Source organism: Kitasatospora sp. NPDC053057, assembly GCF_044546945.1.
Lineage (GTDB): Bacteria > Actinomycetota > Actinomycetes > Streptomycetales > Streptomycetaceae > Kitasatospora.
Genome location: NZ_JBITZP010000021.1, coordinates 65219 through 82246, shown reverse-complemented (window position 1 = coordinate 82246; position 17028 = coordinate 65219). Strand labels below are relative to the sequence as shown.

Annotated in this window: 16 protein-coding genes and 1 pseudogene; 11 read left to right on the top strand and 6 right to left on the bottom strand. The window is 73.2% G+C overall.

Translation table 11 applies throughout. The annotated features are described in order from the left end of the window. Positions 1-68 precede the first annotated feature (68 nt). Positions 69-638, top strand: a complete 570-nt coding sequence (locus ACIG5E_RS22610; protein ID WP_396535924.1) for an RNA polymerase sigma factor — start codon at positions 69-71, stop codon at positions 636-638. Then, entirely contained in the window at positions 635-1333 is a 699-nt protein-coding gene (locus tag ACIG5E_RS22605; RefSeq protein ID WP_396535922.1) for a hypothetical protein, read from the top strand. The genes ACIG5E_RS22610 and ACIG5E_RS22605 overlap by 4 nt, the downstream gene beginning before the upstream one ends. A gap of 25 nt (positions 1334-1358) precedes the next feature. On the opposite strand, the gene ACIG5E_RS22600 is transcribed toward ACIG5E_RS22605, so the two are convergent. The 3 genes from ACIG5E_RS22600 to ACIG5E_RS22590 form a co-directional block, all read right to left on the bottom strand. Then, on the bottom strand, positions 1359-2027 hold the full coding sequence (locus ACIG5E_RS22600; protein WP_396535920.1) for a GAP family protein: 669 nt from the start codon (positions 2025-2027) through the stop codon (positions 1359-1361). A gap of 221 nt (positions 2028-2248) precedes the next feature. Continuing rightward, positions 2249-3661 carry an argininosuccinate synthase gene (gene argG / locus ACIG5E_RS22595; protein WP_396535918.1) on the bottom strand — a complete coding sequence of 471 codons (1413 nt, stop codon included), beginning with the start codon at positions 3659-3661 and terminating at the stop codon, positions 2249-2251. Positions 3662-3965: 304 nt separating this feature from the next. Further along, positions 3966-4718 (bottom strand): rhomboid-like protein, encoded by a 753-nt coding sequence (locus ACIG5E_RS22590; protein ID WP_396535916.1) that lies wholly within the window; start codon positions 4716-4718, stop codon positions 3966-3968. A 256-nt stretch (positions 4719-4974) separates the two neighbouring features. On the opposite strand from ACIG5E_RS22590, the gene ACIG5E_RS22585 reads away from it, so the two are divergent. Together ACIG5E_RS22585 and ACIG5E_RS22580 are read left to right on the top strand one after the other, a co-directional pair. Next, positions 4975-5697 carry a rhomboid-like protein gene (locus tag ACIG5E_RS22585; RefSeq protein WP_396535914.1) on the top strand — a complete coding sequence of 241 codons (723 nt, stop codon included), beginning with the start codon at positions 4975-4977 and terminating at the stop codon, positions 5695-5697. Positions 5698-5881: 184 nt separating this feature from the next. Next, a complete protein-coding gene (locus tag ACIG5E_RS22580) occupies positions 5882-8575 on the top strand; it encodes a glycosyl hydrolase (protein ID WP_396535912.1) in 2694 nt (897 codons plus the stop codon). Positions 8576-8696: 121 nt separating this feature from the next. On the opposite strand, the gene ACIG5E_RS22575 is transcribed toward ACIG5E_RS22580, so the two are convergent. Continuing rightward, the gene (locus tag ACIG5E_RS22575; protein ID WP_396535910.1) at positions 8697-9104 is read right to left on the bottom strand and encodes a VOC family protein; all 408 of its coding nucleotides are present in this window, start codon (positions 9102-9104) and stop codon (positions 8697-8699) included. A 14-nt stretch (positions 9105-9118) separates the two neighbouring features. On the opposite strand from ACIG5E_RS22575, the gene ACIG5E_RS22570 reads away from it, so the two are divergent. The 4 genes and pseudogenes from ACIG5E_RS22570 to ACIG5E_RS22555 all read left to right on the top strand — a co-directional run bounded on the left by ACIG5E_RS22570 (position 9119) and on the right by ACIG5E_RS22555 (position 12347). Next, on the top strand, positions 9119-9601 hold the full coding sequence (locus tag ACIG5E_RS22570) for a CbrC family protein (RefSeq protein WP_396535908.1): 483 nt from the start codon (positions 9119-9121) through the stop codon (positions 9599-9601). Between the two features lie 95 nt (positions 9602-9696). Beyond that, a pseudogene (locus tag ACIG5E_RS22565) lies at positions 9697-10188 on the top strand (DUF6745 domain-containing protein); the annotation flags it as partial. Positions 10189-10326: 138 nt separating this feature from the next. Beyond that, positions 10327-11124, top strand: coding sequence for a MerR family transcriptional regulator (locus tag ACIG5E_RS22560; protein WP_396535906.1), 798 nt, complete (start codon positions 10327-10329; stop codon positions 11122-11124). Then, complete coding sequence (locus ACIG5E_RS22555; RefSeq protein WP_396535904.1) at positions 11121-12347, top strand: glycosyltransferase; 1227 nt, start codon at positions 11121-11123, stop codon at positions 12345-12347. The genes ACIG5E_RS22560 and ACIG5E_RS22555 overlap by 4 nt, the downstream gene beginning before the upstream one ends. 259 nt (positions 12348-12606) lie before the next feature. Here ACIG5E_RS22555 and ACIG5E_RS22550 read toward each other — a convergent pair whose 3' ends face one another. Further along, positions 12607-13380 carry a class I SAM-dependent methyltransferase gene (locus ACIG5E_RS22550; protein ID WP_396535902.1) on the bottom strand — a complete coding sequence of 258 codons (774 nt, stop codon included), beginning with the start codon at positions 13378-13380 and terminating at the stop codon, positions 12607-12609. Positions 13381-13569: 189 nt separating this feature from the next. Here ACIG5E_RS22550 and ACIG5E_RS22545 point away from each other — a divergent pair, with 189 nt between their 5' ends. Genes ACIG5E_RS22545 through ACIG5E_RS22535 form a run of 3 tightly spaced genes read left to right on the top strand, consistent with a single transcriptional unit; the run spans position 13570 to position 15360 of the window. After that, complete coding sequence (locus tag ACIG5E_RS22545) at positions 13570-14220, top strand: hypothetical protein (RefSeq protein ID WP_396535900.1); 651 nt, start codon at positions 13570-13572, stop codon at positions 14218-14220. After that, positions 14217-14591 carry a hypothetical protein gene (locus ACIG5E_RS22540; RefSeq protein ID WP_396535898.1) on the top strand — a complete coding sequence of 125 codons (375 nt, stop codon included), beginning with the start codon at positions 14217-14219 and terminating at the stop codon, positions 14589-14591. The genes ACIG5E_RS22545 and ACIG5E_RS22540 overlap by 4 nt, the downstream gene beginning before the upstream one ends. A 7-nt stretch (positions 14592-14598) precedes the next feature. Next, positions 14599-15360 carry a class I SAM-dependent methyltransferase gene (locus tag ACIG5E_RS22535; protein WP_396535896.1) on the top strand — a complete coding sequence of 254 codons (762 nt, stop codon included), beginning with the start codon at positions 14599-14601 and terminating at the stop codon, positions 15358-15360. A 43-nt stretch (positions 15361-15403) separates the two neighbouring features. On the opposite strand, the gene ACIG5E_RS22530 is transcribed toward ACIG5E_RS22535, so the two are convergent. Next, positions 15404-17005 (bottom strand): ABC-F family ATP-binding cassette domain-containing protein, encoded by a 1602-nt coding sequence (locus ACIG5E_RS22530; protein ID WP_396535894.1) that lies wholly within the window; start codon positions 17003-17005, stop codon positions 15404-15406. Between the last annotated feature and the right edge of the window lie 23 nt (positions 17006-17028).

Below are 17028 nucleotides of genomic sequence, written 5' to 3'. Positions count from 1 at the left end.
GAGCCCCCAAAGGGCCGTCGGCGTGCCACCCGGTGGGCCGGCCAGCTGACCCAGGAAAGGGGGCGCGTGTGAACACTCCCGGGCCGGGCGAGGAGCGGAGCCTGCGGGCCGACCCGCTCGACGACCTGCCGAACGACTTCGAGGCGTTCTTCACCCGCGAGAACACCGGCTACCTCCGCTACGCCCAGCAGCGCCTGCGCCACCGCGAGGACGCCCAGGACGCCGTGCAGAACGCCGGCACCACGCTCTACAAGAACTGGCGCCGCGCCCTGGCCAGCGAGGACCCGCAGGCCTTCGCCTTCAAGATCGTCAAGGACGCGGTGATCGACGTCCTGCGCGAACGCCGGCGCGCCGAGCGCAAACGGCTGCGCGTGATCGCCCAGCGCCGCCCCGACACCAGCCAGGACGAGCTGGAGGAACTCGCCGAACTGGACGCCCTGGACTGGGCGATGGACGAGCTCGCGCGGGCCGCGCCGGTCCAGGCCGACGTGGTCCGGCTGCGCCAGTCGGGCCTGTCGTACCCGGACATCGGCCGGTCGCTCGGCATCGCGCACACCACCGCCCGCACCTACTACAGCCTCGGGCGGCGCCATCTGGAGTACCTGCTGGAGCACCCGGACGACGGGCAGGCGACATGAAGGTCACCGCGCTGCTGCGCGCGCACGCCGCCGAGCTGGACCAGGAGTTCCGCGACCACGACCCGGCGGCCTTCACCCGCCGGCTGGCCGAGCGACTGGCCGCCGCCCGGCGGGCCGCCCCGACGGGGCGTGAGCGCCCCGCCCGGCCGCCCGCCGTCGCCCGCCCGCCGCACGCCCTCGCGGCCGGGGGCCACCCGTGGACCGCCGGGCGCTCCGAACTACGGCGCGACCTGCGGCACCTGTGCGCGGGCGTGGCCGGAGCAGTGGAGCCGGGAGAGCTGGCGCTGGACCTCGAACTCGCCGAGAAGGCGGCCTTCCGGACCCTCGGCTGCCTGCTCTACGGCATGGGCCGCACGGCGGACGGGGTCTTCTGGTGGCGGATCGCCGCCCAGTACGGCGACCAGCTGGCCGTCCACTGCCTGGCCGTGCACTACGCCGCCGAGGGCGAGCGCCGCGACGCGGCTCGCTGGGCGGCCGAGGCCGAGGACCTCAGCGGCCCGGGCCGGCTGCCGGAGCTGGCCCCGGAGGCCCGTCCGGGCCGCGCCGCCGAGCTGGCCCGGCTGCTGGCGGAACGGTACGACGGGGAGATCCTGCTGACCCTGCGGGACGCGGTGGCGGCACGGCCGAGGGCCGCCGACGCCGGACGGCTGGGTGTACGGGCGGTGCGGGGGCGGGGGGTGGTGCGGATCCGGTGACAGGGCGCGCGGGCGGGCGGGGCCTTCAGGAGAGTCCGGAGAGGGCGCTGCCGAGGTAGTCGGCGCCGAGCACGATCGGGACGGCGGTCATGATCGCCGCATTGTGCGCGGCCGTCCAGGCGCGCCACTCGCCGAGGGCGTGGGCCGAGCGGTCGGCCCCCCGGAGCTGGACGGCGAGCGGCAGCAGCGTGCCCAGCGAGCCGATCAGCACCATCACGGCGGCGGCAACGGCCATCGCCCCGGCGCTGGGCGGGGCGGCGGCGATCGAAGCGGCGCCGCCGACGGCCGGGAGCAGGGTCCTGGGCCGGGTCACGACCAGGGTCACGGCGAGTCCGGCGGACCTGGCGGGGGTGAGGCGGTCGATCTCCAGAAGCCAGGCCGGGGGTGCGGTGACGTGGCCGGGGCGTGGACGGTTGCGCCACTGCTCGGCCGCCAGCAGGAGCAGCGCGGCCCCGAGGGTGAGCTTCAACCAGGACGACCAGGTCGGTGTGCCGTCCGCCGGGTTCAGCGCACTGCCCGCCACCACCACCAGCGCCACGACCGCCGCCAGGCCGAGCACCCAGCCCGCCGTGAACGTGAGCCCGTTGGTCCGGCCGCGCGGCGAGGCGAGGATCAGGAGCACGGCGATCAGCGGCAGTGGACTGAGCGCGACCGCCACCGCCGAGGCCAGCATCGGACCGATCGCCTCACCCATCCCCGGACCTGCCTTCCCGTCGGCGGGCGCCGTCCGCCATTCAGCTACCTCCGGGGGCGGAGCGCACGGCCGGGCGGGCCATTCGGGTGAGGGCTGCTCCGGTGGGCAGGTGGACAGGTGGGCAGGTGGACAGGTGGACAGGTGGGCCGGAACGGCCGGGGGCCGCCGCACCGGTGTGGTGCGACGGCCCCCGGGGACCGGCTGCGACGGGCAGCGCCCGGTCAGTCGGTGCCGGACTCGATCGCCGCGTGGTCGAGTGCGGTGGACTCCGCCTCGTTGCCGTTGCCCGCGGCGATCGGCGCCGCGCCGCCCGGGGTGAGCTCGCCGATCAGGCCGCTCCACGGCGCCAGCTGGCCGTGGCCCGCGTACAGCTCCAGCTTGCTGCGCGAGTCGGCGATGTCCAGGTTGCGCATGGTCAGCTGGCCGATCCGGTCGTCCGGGACGAAGGCGGCGTCGACGCTGCGCTCCATCGACAGCTTCTCCGGGTGGTAGCTGAAGTGCGGGCCCTGGGTGTCGATCACCGAGTAGTCCTGGCCACGCCGCAGCCGCAGCGTGACGCTGCCGGTGACGGCCTGGCCGACCCACTTCTGCAGGCTGTCGCGCAGCATCAGCGCCTGCGGGTCGAACCAGCGGCCCTCGTACATCAGGCGCCCGAGCCGCCGGCCCTGGGTGTGGTAGGTGGCGAGGGTGTCCTCGTTGTGGATCGCGTTCAGCAGGCGCTCGTAGGCGATGTGCAGCAGCGCCATGCCGGGGGCCTCGTAGATGCCGCGGCTCTTGGCCTCGATGATCCGGTTCTCGATCTGGTCCGACATGCCCAGGCCGTGCCGCCCACCGATCCGGTTGGCCTCGTGCACCAGCTCGACGGCGGTGTCGAACTCACGGCCGTTGATCCGGACCGGCCGGCCGAACTCGAAGTCGACGGTGACGTCCTCGGTCTGGATCTCGACGGCCGGGTCCCAGAAGGCGACGCCCATGATCGGGGCGACGATCTCCAGCGAGGTGTCCAGGAACTCCAGCCGCTTGGCCTCGTGGGTGGCGCCCCAGATGTTGGCGTCGGTGGAGTAGGCCTTCTCGGCGGAGTCCCGGTACGGCAGGTCGCGCTCGGCCAGCCACTCGGACATCTCCTTGCGGCCGCCGAGCTGGTCGACGAAGTCCTGGTCCAGCCACGGCTTGTAGATCCGCAGGTTGGGGTTGGCGAGCAGGCCGTAGCGGTAGAACCGCTCGATGTCGTTGCCCTTGTAGGTGGAACCGTCGCCCCAGATGGAGACGCCGTCCTCCTGCATGGCCCGCACCAGCAGGGTGCCGGTCACGGCGCGGCCGAGCGGGGTGGTGTTGAAGTAGGTCTGCCCGGCGGAGCGGATGTGGAAGGCGCCGCAGGCCAGGGCGGCCAGGCCCTCCTCGACCAGCGGGGCCCGGCAGTCGATCAGGCGGGCCTGCTCGGCGCCGTAGGCGCGGCCACGGGCCGGCACGTCGGCGAGGTTCGGCTCGTCGTACTGGCCGATGTCGGCCGTGTAGGCGTAGGGGACGGCGCCGTGCTCGCGCATCCACGCGACCGCGACGGAGGTGTCCAACCCACCGGAGAATGCGATGCCGATCCGTTCACCGACCGGCAGCTTGCTCAAGACCTTCGACATGCATGCACCCTTGACCCACCCGCGCGGCGCGGGCTCCTGATTTAGCGACGTGTGAGGGGATTCGGCCTGATTGATCCGATGCCCGCACTCTGGCATAGATTTGCAGAGTACCGCAAGAGCATACGAACGCGTCGGCCGGGGCGGCTGCTTGCGGAAGCTTTTTCGGGAGACCGTCGGTCGGGTCAAGTCGGAGGGGCGGCAGGCGGGTTGGGGTGGCAGGTGGGTCGGGGCGGGAGACGGGACGGGCCGGACTCCCGGGGGTGGGAAGTCCGGCCCGTAAGCAGTACGGCGGTGCGGTGGGGTGTCAGGGGGTACGGCTCGGTTTCCGGCGGCTCGGTTCCCGGCGGTACGGGCGGGTGGCGCGGGCGAGCAGCCAGAGCGATCGGGAGGCGAAGACGCCCAGCCCGAGGGCCACCAGGTGTCCGGCATCGGCCAGTTGCTGATCCGTCGCCCAGGCCCCGGCCAGCGCCAGGGCGAGCGCCGGCAGGCCGTACCGGCGCAGTACGGGCGGCCCCAGGGCCAGCAGGCAACCGGCGGTGGCGACCAGCCCGTAGCTGATCCCCACGTCCCGCGCCCGGGAGAGGGCACCCGGGATCCGGGCGACCAGCATCACCCACATGGCGCCCTCGGTGAGCAGGGTCGCGCCCACGTGGCCGAAGGCGAAGACCGCGCCCGCGCGGGCCGGGCCCCAGCGCCACTCGGCCAGGCCCAGGACCACGGCGACGGCGGCGATGCCCGCCCAGGCCGGGACCCCGTCGACCACCAAGCCGCTGGTGAAGAGCGTCCACCACTTGCCCACCTCCATGTGGTGGACGTTGCTGCTGTTGTGCCGGACGAACCGGGCCCGCTCCGCGTGGCCCTGGGTGGCGAGCCAGGAGGCGGTGACGGTCAGCAGGACCACGTAGACCGTGGTGAGCCGCAGGCGGACGGCTGTTGCGGCGGCCGTTCTGCGGGCGGCCGTTCTAGAGGGCGTTCCGGCGGCGGCTTCGGAGGCCGGGCGCCGGGTGGCGGCCGAGTCGGTGTCGGTCGGTTTCGTCGTTCCGAGGCGGTCCCTCATCGTGCCTGGCGCCCTTGCTGTGGGGTATTCGGTGCCGGCGGCTCCATGGGCGGCCGGGGATCCAGCCTATGCCAGTTCGGGAAGACCGCCGTGGCGGCTGTTCTCGGCCGGATGCCCTCGGCGGTGCCCGGGCGGCGGTCGGATCAGGGGCCGGGGCCGAGAGCGGAGGTGGCGCCGGATCACCCGTACGGGTCGTCGCGGCGGCGGGTGGAGCCCGGGCCGGGCGAGGGTGAGGGGGACCGTCGAGGAGGCGCCGATGACCGGCAGCGCCACCAGGGTGCCGCAGGCGCGCCCGGGAGCCTGGCGGGCGCGGGCTGCCCGGGCGGTGTGGCGCTACATCCGGCGGGCACCCGGCACCTACATCTGGCTGGCGATCCTGCTGGTCACCACGCAGGTGATCCGGCACGTCGACGCGGCGACCGCCGACCGCATACTGGAGCGCCGCTCGACCAACCTGCACCACCTGCAGATCTCGCCGGCCCGGGTGCTGGCGACCAGCGCGCTGTGGATCGCGGGCGGCGGCTGGCTGAGCTACTTCGCGCTGTACAACCTCTTCCACGTGCCCGCCGAACGCTGGCTGGGCACGCTGCGCTGGCTCTCGGTGGCGGTGCTGGCGCACGTCGGCGCGACCTACCTCAGCGAGGGCGTCCTCGGCTGGGCGATCCACCGGGGCCTGGCCGCGCCGAGGGCCGTCTACACGCTCGACTATGGCGTCAGTTACGCGCTCGCCGGGGTGGTCGGGGTGCTCACCTACCTGGTCGTGCGGCCCTGGCGGTACCTGTACCTGGCGGGCGTGCTGGCCGTGTACGTCCTCGGCGTCTTCCAGAGTCGGGACTACACCGGCATCGGTCACCTCAGCGCGGCGCTGATCGGACTCGCCTGCTACCCGTTGACCCGGGACCGGCCGGGGGAGTTCGACCCGGTCGCCTCGGCGCGTGCGCTCCGGCGGTGGCTGCGCCCGAGGCTGCGCCGGGGGTGACCGCTTCGCCGGATTGTGGCGGGTGCCGGGCATTCCGTGAATGCCAACTGTTCGAAACGGTAGGGGTTTTAACCGTTTCTTACCGTGCGGATCTTCCCCGAACCGGGCACACCGAGCAGGCTTAGCCCCCTGTTTCGCCGGGGCCGCGCGACCGCGCGGCCGGCCACAGGGGAGGACCGCACTCGTGCCCATCAGGCAACACCGACGGCTGCTGCTGAGCGCCGTCACGCTCACCGCCCTCGGACTGACCACCAGCCAGGCGCTCGCCGCGCCGTCGGCGCCGTCCGCACCGCAGCCCTGGCAGGTGCAGCACCAGGCGGACATCGGCAAGCAGCACGCGAAGAAGGCCACGGCCGCCACCACCCGGTCGACCTTCAGTCCCAAGGCCGACTCGGGGGCCGGGGACGGCGGCGGCGAGGCGGAGAACTCCGCCGAGGGCGTCGCCCAGTACACCGAGGCGCGCACGGCGCCGGGCGTGGTCGCGCCGGGCGCGTACGGTGCGGCCTGGGCGCAGCTGCAGTCGATGCCGCACACGGACGGCAACTGGGACCACGTCACCGACAAGCCGTACAACTCGGACGACCCGCGCTACCGGGACGTCAACTCCAACTCCAGCGGCGGCGCCGGGCTGGTGACCGGCCGGATCACCGGCATCGCGGCCGACAGCAACGGCTATGTCTACGCGGGCGGCGCCAACGGCGGCGTGTTCCGCTCCCGCACGGGCGGCGGCAAGTGGGAGCCGATCGCGGACAAGCTGCCGACGTTGTCGACGGGCACGCTGAACCTGGACGAGGGCGGGCGGCTCTGGTACGCCACCGGCGAGTCCAACACCGGCGCCACCTCGTACGTCGGCACCGGCGTGTACGTGCTGTCCGACCCCAAGCACGGCAAGTTCCAGCCCGGCAACCGGGTCGGCGGCGCCGAGCTGGAGTCGACCATCATCCACGCGCTGCGCTTCGGCGGCGGCAAGGTGTGGGCGGCGACCAGCCGGGGCGTGTGGAGCCACTCGACCTCCGACCTCTCGGGCCCGTGGACGCTGGAGTTCGCGCCCAACCCGGACTACCTGCCGGGCGGTTCGAAGGCCAAGGACGAGAGCGCGCCGTACAAGAACATCGCCAACGACATCGCGATCGACCCCAAGGACCCGTCGAAGGTGATCCTGGCGGTCGGCTGGCGCGGCGGCGACACCTACAACGGCTTTTACAGCAAGGCCGCCGACGGCAGTTGGCAGCGGGTGTCCTCGCTCGGTGACCTGCCGACGGACGCCGCGAACGTCGGCAACGTGACCTTCGCGCGCTCGGCGGACGGCTCGCGCTACTACGCGATCGACCAGTCGCCCGATGTCATGGCGCACAACCCGGACACCGGCCTCAAGGGCATCTACGTGTCCAAGTCCGGTTCGCCGTCCGGTCCGTGGACGCTGATCGCGGACAAGGACAAGCTGAAGGGATCCGGCTCCGCCCTTCAGGACCCGGGCTACCAGCCCGGCATCCAGGCCTGGTACAACCAGTCCCTCCAGGTCGACCCGGCCAACCCGGACCACGTCTACGCCGGCCTGGAGGAGGTCTTCGAGACCACCGACGGCGGTGCCAAGTGGGCGACCGTCGGGCCGTACTGGAACAACGGCTTCCCGTGCTGGAGCATCGACCCGAGCAAGCAGACCGGTGACTGCTCGCCGACCGTGCACTCCGACCAGCACGCCGTCGCCTTCGGCAGCTACCAGGGCAAGGTGAACGTCTACGTCGGAAACGACGGCGGCATCTACCGGCGCCCGGGCAACGGGCAGTTGGACGCCTGGGGCCATGGTAAGGACTGGACGCCGCTCAACGACGGCACCATGGACACCCTGCAGTACTACTCGGTCGGTGTCGGCAAGGACCCGGCGGATAAGTCCGGCAAGGGCGTCATCGTCAGCGGCGGTCTGCAGGACAACGGCGAGTCGATCCTGCGCGCCCATGACAAGGTGATGGGCTCCAACTTCGGGGGCGACGGTGGCGACACCATGGTCGACCCGGCCAACGGCTGCAACATCGCCGAGGAGTACGTCTACCTCGACATGTGGGTCACCCAGAACTGCGCCGTGAACGACGGCAGTTGGACGAAGGACCCGAGCAAGGCCACCTCCTACGAGGTCGCCCCGCCGGACAAGGACGCCAGCGCCGCCCGGTTCATCGCGCCGATGACCAGCGACCCCAAGGACACCAATACCTGGGTCGCCGGCGGCCAGCACGTCTGGGTCCAGCACAAGGGCTACGCGATCCGTAGCGGCAGCGAGTGGACTTCGGCCTACGACCTGGGCGCCGGACACGTCGCCACCGCCGTGGCCACCGTCAACGGCACCGTGTACGCGGGCTGGTGCGGCCCGTGCAACAACCAGGGCTTCAGCCGCGGCATAGCGGTCGGCAACACCGACGGGACCGGCTGGCACCAGCTGAACCTGCCGGTCGACGGCACCGTGCCCAACCGGTACATCTCCTCCTTCGGGGTGGACGAGAAGGACGCCCAGCACGTCTTCGTCGCGATCAACGGCTTCTCGCGGACCTGGACCGAAGGCCCCGGCGCGGGCAACGGCCACCTCTTCGAGACCCACGACGGCGGCGCCACCTGGACCGACGTCTCGGCCAACCTGCCCGACGTCCCGGCCACCTCGGTGAAGATCCTGCCCAACGGCGGCCTCGCCCTCGGCACCGACCTCGCCGCCTTCTACCGCGCGCCGGGCGAGAGCGACTTCTCCGTCCTCGGCCGCAACCTGCCCACCACCGCGGTGCAGCAGCTGAAGACCGGCCCCGACGGCCGCCTCTACGCCGCCACCTTCGGGCGCGGCATCTGGTCGATCAACCCACGTGAGCTGTCCGAGGACAACGACAGCCAGGGCTGACAGTCCGCTTCCCTCCGTTGCCCGGCCCGTTCCTCGAGAGCGGGCCGGGCAACGGCGTTCCGGGCCCGTGGGTGACGGGGTGCTCGGGTGCGGGTGTGGGTGCGGGTGCGGTGGGCAGGGGCTACCGGCCGACGCGCTGGGCCAGGCAGAGGATGTTGCCCTCGCTGTCCTTGAACCAGGCGGCGCGCATGCCCTCGCCCTCGGCGACGCCGTTGACGGTCTTGAGGCCGGGGAAGTCGTACTCCTCGAAGGTGATGCCGCGGTCACGCAGGGCGGACATCTCGCCGTCGAGGTCGGCGACCTTGAAGCTGGCGAGGGTGTGGGCGGCCTGTCCACCGCTGGGGGTGTGGTAGACGGTGAACTGGGTCGCGCCGCTCTCGCAGACCAACTCCTCCTCGCCCTCCTCGATCAGCTTGAGACCGAGTGTGTCGGTGTAGAAGGCCTTGGCGCGGGCGAGATCGGTGGCGGGGATGACCGGCTGCGGTGATACGGTCGCTGCCCGTGGCAGAGCAACTTCCTGTATTTCCATACCACCCCGACCCGGTGGCCACCGGTGCCATCGTCCGGTCCGACGCGGATTGCAGCTGCTGCAATCGGGCCCGCGGCTACATCTACGCAGGCCCCGTCTACGCAGCCGAGAACCTCCGGAGGCGGCTCTGCCCCTGGTGCATCGCGGATGGAAGTGCGGCCGACCGCTTCGAGGCCCAGTTCACAGACGTGGTCGACGACGTCTCGATGGATCGGCTGTTCGCGATCACGCAACGCACTCCAGGATTCAGCGGGTGGCAGCAGGAGCGCTGGCTGATCCACTGCGAAGACGGCGCTGCCTTCCTCGGCTCAGCTGGAGCGGCCGAGCTTGCCGCCTACCCAGATGCATTGGCATCACTTCGACAGGAACTTGCCTCCTGGCCGAAGTCGCAGGCCGAACAGTACCTCAACGCGTTGACCAGGGACGGTCAGCCGACCGCATATCTCTTCCTGTGCCGAGCCTGCGGCACCCACCTCGCGTACGCAGACGCCACGTAGGCCCCGCTCCGGGCGAGACGTTCGAAGCGCAAGCTGAGCGGACGTTGGATGGCATCTCGTTCACTTCCTCCCAGTACCACAGGCCGCCCTGGCTCCGCGTGCGCAACGCCGTGCTCGACCGGCTCGCGCCCGAGGCCGACCGCGAGGAGGCCTCCGACAGCGCGGCCGCCGCGGCCCGGGCCCGCCGCACTGCCGTCCGGCTCGCCCTGCTCGACGCCGTGCGCAGCCAGCACGACGCACCCTGGTTCGCCGCCTTCGAAGCCGCCGGGGCGGGCGTCGAGGCCGTCGCACCGCTCGCCGGGGTGGCGCGGGAGGCCGGCTGGTGGTGGCCGTACCAAGGCGTGGTGCTGCTCTCCGAGCGGCCGGTCGCCCTGCACCGTGACGAGACGGGCGTGCTGTGGCGGATCGTGCTGCCCGACGACGAACCGGTGGTGATGGTGGAGGTGGTCAACTCCACCCCCGAGCCCAACGGCACCTTCCGCACCTACTGGCTGCGCGTCCCCCCGAGCACCCGCACCGCCCGGGCCGGGGTCGCCTGGACCTTCGGCATACCCGAGACCGCCTACCACCCCCAGCGCGAGACCTGACCGGCCCGGCATCCGGAGCCCGGCGCAGGCCGGCGGGTCGCGCGTGTTGACCCTCACCCCACGTCAGGCTGCACGGTGGGGCGCGGCCGACACTCGGCCGCCACATGTACGGATGCTCGGATCACCAGGAGGAAACCCATGAGCTGGTCGGTCGGACAGGTCTCCGGATTCGCCGGAGTCACGGTGCGGACCCTGCACCACTACGACCGGTCCGGGCTGTTGTCGCCCAGCGAACGCAGCCCGGCCGGCTACCGGCTCTACAACGCGGCGGACCTCACCAGGCTCCAGCAGATCCTCTTCTACCGGGAACTCGGCTTCCCGCTCGAGGAGATCGCCACGATCCTGGCCGATCCGCTCGCCAACGCGCTGGACCACCTGCTCGCCCGGCGCGACGCGCTCACCGAGCAGATCGCGCGGCTGCAGAAGCTGGTGGACGTCGCGGAACGGGCGATCGAGGTCCAACGCACCGGGATCGAGCTCACCCCGGAGGAACGGTTCGAGGTCTTCGGCGACGTAGTCTTCGATCTCAGCTACGCCGCCGACGCTCACCTCAAGTGGGGTGATCAGGAAGGCCACCAGGAAGCGCTGGCGCGTGCCGCCACCCACACGAAGCAGGACTGGCGGCGCCTGATGGCCGAGGCCGCCGACTGGCGCGGGCGACTGCTCGCCGCCTTCGACCAGGGCCTGCCCGCCGAACACGAGGAGGTGCTGGACCTCGCCGAGGAGCACCGTCAGCACATCACCCGCTGGTTCACACCCTGCCCACCCGAGACGCACTGCCGGATCGCCGACGACTACGAGGCGGACGCCCGGGCCTTCGCCCTCGTCGTGCCACCTGCCGAGCAGCGCCCGGGCCTGGCCGGCTACCTCCGCGACGCCATCGGTGCCAACGCCGCGCGGCGGGCCGGGACGAGCGGTCCGGAGGTGGCGCGATGAGGATCCTCATCATGGCCGCAGGCTCCTACGGCGACGTCGCCCCGTACACCGGGCTCGGTGTGCGACTCCGGGGCGAGGGGCACGAGGTCGCCCTCGCCGCGCCGGAGACCTTCCGTGAACTGGTGAGCGGCAGCGGCCTCGAGTTTCGCTCGCTGCCGGTCGACCCGCGCGGCACGTCCGCGGGGGAGCAGGTGGGGCGCTCCTCGCTCCTGGCGCGGGCCGCCGCCTTCGTGGAGCGGCTCGGTGACGGGCTGGCCGATGCGGCCGCTCCGGGCGCCGATCTGCTGTTGCTCGCCACCACGACGGCGCCGCTCGGCTGGCACCTGGCCGAGGCGATGGAGGCGGCGAGCCTCGGGGTCTACCTCCAACCCACGCTGCCGACCGGTGAGTTCCCGCCGGTCGTCGGTCCGGGTCGCTCGCTCGGCCGCTGGGGCAACCGGGCGACGGGTGCGCTGGGCCAACGGGTGGTGGACCGGCTGCACGTGGGGGCGGCGCGGCGACTGCGGGCGAGGCTGGGGCTGCCCGTGTGCTCCCAGACGGAGCGCCGGAGGGCGGTGGAACGAGCGAACTGGCCGGTCCTGCACGGGTTCAGTCCCGTACTGGTGCCGCGTCCGGCCGACTGGCGGGAGGGGCTGAGGGTGGTCGGCAACTGGTGGCCGCACGTCGCATCCGACTACCGGCTGCCGGCGGAGGTCGAGGACTTCCTGCGGGCCGGGCCGCCGCCGGTGTTCATCGGGTTCGGCAGTATGGCGGGCGGCGAGGGCGAGCGGCTCAGCGGGCTGGCGGTCGACGCGCTGCGACGCGCCGGTGTACGGGGTGTGCTGCAGTCCGGCTGGGCCGGGCTCGACGCCGGCGGGAACGACGTGCTGACCGTCGGCGAACTGCCGCACTCCCACCTGTTCCCGCGGATGGCTGCCGTCGTGCACCACGCGGGTGCCGGTACGGCCGCTGCGGCGCTGCGCGCGGGCGTGCCGAGCGTTCCGGTGCCGGTGACGGCCGATCAGCCGTTCTGGGCCGGCCAGCTCACCCGGCTCGGTGCGGCCACCGGCCCGATACCGTTCGCCGACCTGACCGCTGCCCGGCTGGGCGAGGCCATCCGGCAGGCCGTCGAGGACCGGTCGTACCGGGACCGGGCGGAGGCGGCGGCCCGTGGGATGGCGGGGGAGGACGGTGCGGCGCGGGTTGCGGAGGCGGTGACGGACCTGCCGCTGCTGCGGTACTGACACCGAGCGGTTGTCCGTGGTCGTTGAGGTGTGAACCGGGCTCCCACCTGCCGCCGGGCCAAGTTTGGCCCCTGCCGGATGCGGGCGTTGGCGAGGACGTCCACCAGCGCCCGCACCTCGACGGGGTGTTCCGCCAGGAAGCCGAGGCTCGCCTCGATGTAGGCGGCCAGCATCGCGGTGGGTTCACGGTGGGCGCAAAAATGCCCCGCCGCCTCCGAGGAGGCAGGTCGGCGGGGCTGTCCGGCGGAGGATCGGCAGGTCAGGGCGCCCGGGCGATCAGGAGGGGTTGGAAGAAGCCGGTGTCGGCGGGCTGCTCCCAGCCGACCTCGGCGAGGTCCGCCTCGGCGGCGAAGGCGCTCAACTGCGCCTGGGTGAGCGCCCAGTAGCTGGAGCGGTGGACCGCGACCTGCCACTGCCCGGTGTCGTCCGGCAGCAGCCGGAACAGCTCCAGGTCGTACCGCTCGCCGTCCTCGTGCCAGCGCCAGAGCTGGAAGATGACCGACCGGCGGCCGTCCCGCTCGGCGGTCTGCGGCGGGGTGGAGGCCGGACGGTCGCGGCGCAGCCGGTCGTACGGCCGGGTGGAGACCAGCAGCAGACCGCCCGGGTGCAGGACCCGGCGCATCTCGCCCAGCGCGGCGTGGACGTCCTCCGCCGTGAGCAGGTGGGGCAGCGCGTTGTCGGCGCACACCACGACGTCGAAGTGCCCGTCCGGGAACGGGAGTCGGCGCATGTCGGCGGCCGCCGTGGGCAGCCGCAGCCCGCGTTCGGCGGCCTCGGCGCCGGCCCGGGCGGCGGCGACCGGGCTGAGGTCGGTGCCGGTGACCTTGTGGCCGAGCGCGGTCAGGCCGATCGCCTGGGTGCCGATGCCGCAGGCGCAGTCCAGCACCTCCGCGGGGCCCGGCCCCAGGCGGGCGCGGATCAGGGCGTCCAGCGCGGCGCCCTGACGGGCGAGCGAGGCGTCCCAGTCGGCGTAGAGCAGGTGGTAGTCGCGGGCGAAGTCGTCGTAGAAGCGGCCGAGGGCGGACCGGGTCATGGCGTCGGAGTCTCCATGGATGGGGGCTGGGGGGAAGGGCGCGCGAGCCGGTGCTGTGCCGGACGCGGCGGCCGCCCGTCCGTCATGACGGCTATCCTCGCCCGGACGTACCGACCCGGAGTACCGGTTTTCGAGGCCGCGGTTCCGGACCGAGAAAAGCGGTTCCGGACCGAGGAAAAGGGGTGGGCCGTGGAACGGATACCGGACGAGGACCAGTTGGACGGGCTGCGCCCGCTGCTGGAGGCGGGCGAGGCCGTCCTCGGCTACGAGCCGGACGGGCCCGGGCAGGGCTTCGCCGATCGCTGCTGGGTGCTGCACACCCTGCGGGTGGACGGGCGGCCGGTGCGCTGGGCCGAGGCGCTGGCCGGAGCCGGGCGGCGCCTCGCCGACTGGCCGTTCACCCTGTCGTACCTGGTGTTCAACGATCCTGTGGTGCTCGCCGGCGAGGTCGAGCGCCCGCGGCTCGGGGAACCGGACCGGGACTGCCTCGCGCGGCTGGTGGAGGTGCTGGCGCGGCACAGTGCGGACGGGCCGGCGACGGACTGCCGCTTCGCTTCGGCCGCGATCGAGGACCTCCTGCGGCCGGTGACGGCCCATCGCGGCCGACTGGACGAGGCGGTGGCCCATTACGACGCCTGGCCGGAGGGCGGTCAGTTCCCCGCGCACTGGTGGCCCTCGGACCGCTCCTGGTTCGTCCTCACCAACTGGGACCTCAGCGCCACCGAGGTCTTCGGCCCGCCCGCCCTGATCGCCGAGCTGCTCGACGACGCAGGCCTGGAGGCCGTCCGCCACCCACGCATCGCGGAGGTCCCGGGCGGCACCGCGCGGTGGCCGCGGTGATCGAGCTGCCCGAGGGGTCCTGGTGGGACTGGGACGTGTACTCCTGGAGCCCGGGCGAGCTGCGCCTGGCCGCCGGCCACGACCTCGGCTACCACCACGGCCTGGAGCTGGTCCTCACCGACCCGCTGTACGTCCGCTGCCCGGCGTCCTTCCAGGACCCGGCGTTCCGCGAGCCCACGCCCGAGGAGCGGCGGCTGGTCGAGCGGCAGTGCGGCGAGCAGCCGGGCGTGCTGCTCGCCTTCGAGGCGGACGGCGGCGGCCCGGAGCCGGTGAGCGGGCTGATCGCGGCCGGTGGCCTGGAGGTGCGGGTCGGGACGGTGCTGCGGTACCGGACCGAATCCGCTGGCAGCACGGCGCCGCCGCCGCGATGATGCCCGCATGCGCACCTTCGAAGAGCTGATCGCGGAGGCCGAGTCCGTCTCCGTGGACGGCTGGGACTTCTCCTGGCTGGACGGCCGGGCCACCGAGGACCGCCCTTCCTGGGGCTATCAGCGGCTGTTGGCCGGGCGGCTGGGCACGGCGACGGCGGCCCTGGACATCCAGACCGGCGGCGGTGAGGTGCTCGCCGGCGCCCTGCGGCAGGGCGGCTGCCCGCCCGTGCTGGCGGCCACCGAGTCCTGGCCGCCCAACCTGGCCCGGGCCACCCGGCTGCTGCACCCGCTGGGCGGGGTGGTGGTCGCCGACCCGGACGAGCCGCCGCTGCCGTTCGCGGACGAGGCCTTCGACCTGGTCAGCAGCCGGCACCCGGTGCGGGCCTTCTGGTCGGAGATCGCCCGGGTGCTGCGGCCCGGCGGCGGGTACTTCGCCCAGCACGTGGGCCCGGCCTCGGTGTTCGAGCTGGTCGAGTACTTCCTCGGGCCGCAGCCCGAGGCGCGCGAGGGCCGCCGCCCCGAGGTGGAGAGCGCCGAGGCCGGGGCGGCCGGGCTGGAGGTGGTGGACCTGCGCTCGGAGCGGCTGCGGATGGAGTTCCGCGACATCGGCGCGGTGGTGTACTTCCTGCGCAAGGTGATCTGGATGGTCCCGGGCTTCACCGTCGCCCGCTACCACGACCGGCTGCGCGAGCTGGACGCCCTGATCCGGGCCGAGGGGCCGTTCGTCGCCCATTCGGCGCGCTTCCTGATCGAGGCGCGCAAGCCGTAGGGCTGCCCGGCCCGCCGGGGAGACCGGCGGGCCGAGCGGAATATCAGGCCTGGGCGACCAGGTCCAGGTACTCGTCGTGCCAGAGGTCCTCGTCGCCGTCCGGCAGGAGCAGGACCCGGTCGGGCCGCAGGGCCTCGATGGCGCCCGGGTCGTGGGTGACCATCACGATCGCCCCCGGGTAGGTGCCGACCGCGGCCAGGACCTCCGCCCGGGACGCCGGGTCCAGGTTGTTGGTCGGCTCGTCCAGGAGCAGCACGTTGGCGCCGGAGTGGACCAGGGCGGCCAGGGCCAGCCGGGTCTTCTCGCCGCCGGACAGGACGCCCGCCGGCTTGTCGGCGTCGTCGCCGCGGAACAGGAACGCGCCGAGGACGGTCCGCAGTTCGCCGTCGGTCAGTTCGGGCGCGGCCAGGGCGAGGTTGTCGCGGACGCTGAGCGCCGGGTCCAGGGTGTCGTGCTCCTGGGCGAAGTAGCCGAGCCGCAGGCCGCTGCCGGGGACGACGCGGCCGGAGTCCGGCTGCTCGTGGCCGGCCAGGATGCGCAGCAGGGTGGTCTTGCCCGCGCCGTTGAGGCCGAGCACGACCAGTCGGCTGCCGCGGTCCACGGCGAGGTCCAGTCCGCTCAGCACCGCCCGGCCGCCGTAGGCCTTGGCGAGGCTGATCGCGCCGAGCGGCATCCGGCCGCAGGGCGCGGGCTCGGGCAGCCGGATGCGGGCGGTGCGCTCGGCCTGCCGGACGGGTTCGAGTTCGGCGAGCATCCGGTCGGCGCGGCGGGCCATGCTGCGGGCGGTGGTCGCGGTGGCGACGTTGGACCGCATCCGGTCGGCTTGGGCGTGCAGGGCGGCGGCCTTGCGTTCGGCGTTGGCCCGCTCCCGGGTGCGGCGGCGCTCGTCGGCCGCGCGCTGCGCCAGGTAGGCCTGCCAGCCGGTGTTGTGGACGTCGATCGCGGCGCGCTGCGGGTCCAGGTGGAAGACCCGGTTGACGGTGTCCGCCAGCAGGCCGAGGTCATGGCTGATCAGGACCAGCCCGCCCTGGTGGGCGGCGAGGAAGCCGCGCAGCCAGGCGGTCGAGTCGGCGTCCAGGTGGTTGGTGGGCTCGTCCAGTAGCAGGGTGCCGTGGTCGGCGAACAGGATGCGGGCCAGCTCGACCCGGCGGCGCTGTCCGCCGGACAGCGTGCCGACGGGGGAGTCCATGACCCGGGCGGGCAGTCCGAGCCCGGCCGCGACCCGGGCGGCCTCGGCCTCGGCTGCGTAGCCGCCGCGGGACTGGAACCGGGCGTCGGCGCGCGCGTAGGCGTCCATCGCCCGGCGCTCCTCGGCCGGGGTACCGGCCCGGGCCATCGCCTCCTCGGCGGCGCGCAGCGCGCGCACGGCGGCGTCCAGGCCGCGGGCGGACAGGATTCGGTCGGTGACGGTGACGGCCGGGTCGGCGGCGCGGGAGTCCTGCGGGAGGTAGCCGACCGGGCCGGTCCGGGTGACCGTCCCGGCGGCTGGCGGCAGTTGCCCGGCGAGGGTGGCGAGCAGGGTGGTCTTGCCGGCGCCGTTGCGGCCGACCAGGCCGATCCGGTCGCCGGGGGCGATGTGCAGGGTGACGTCGGACAGCAGCAGGCGGGCGCCGACGCGTACGTCGACACCACGGGTGGTGATCACGGGATAACGCTCCGAAACAGCTA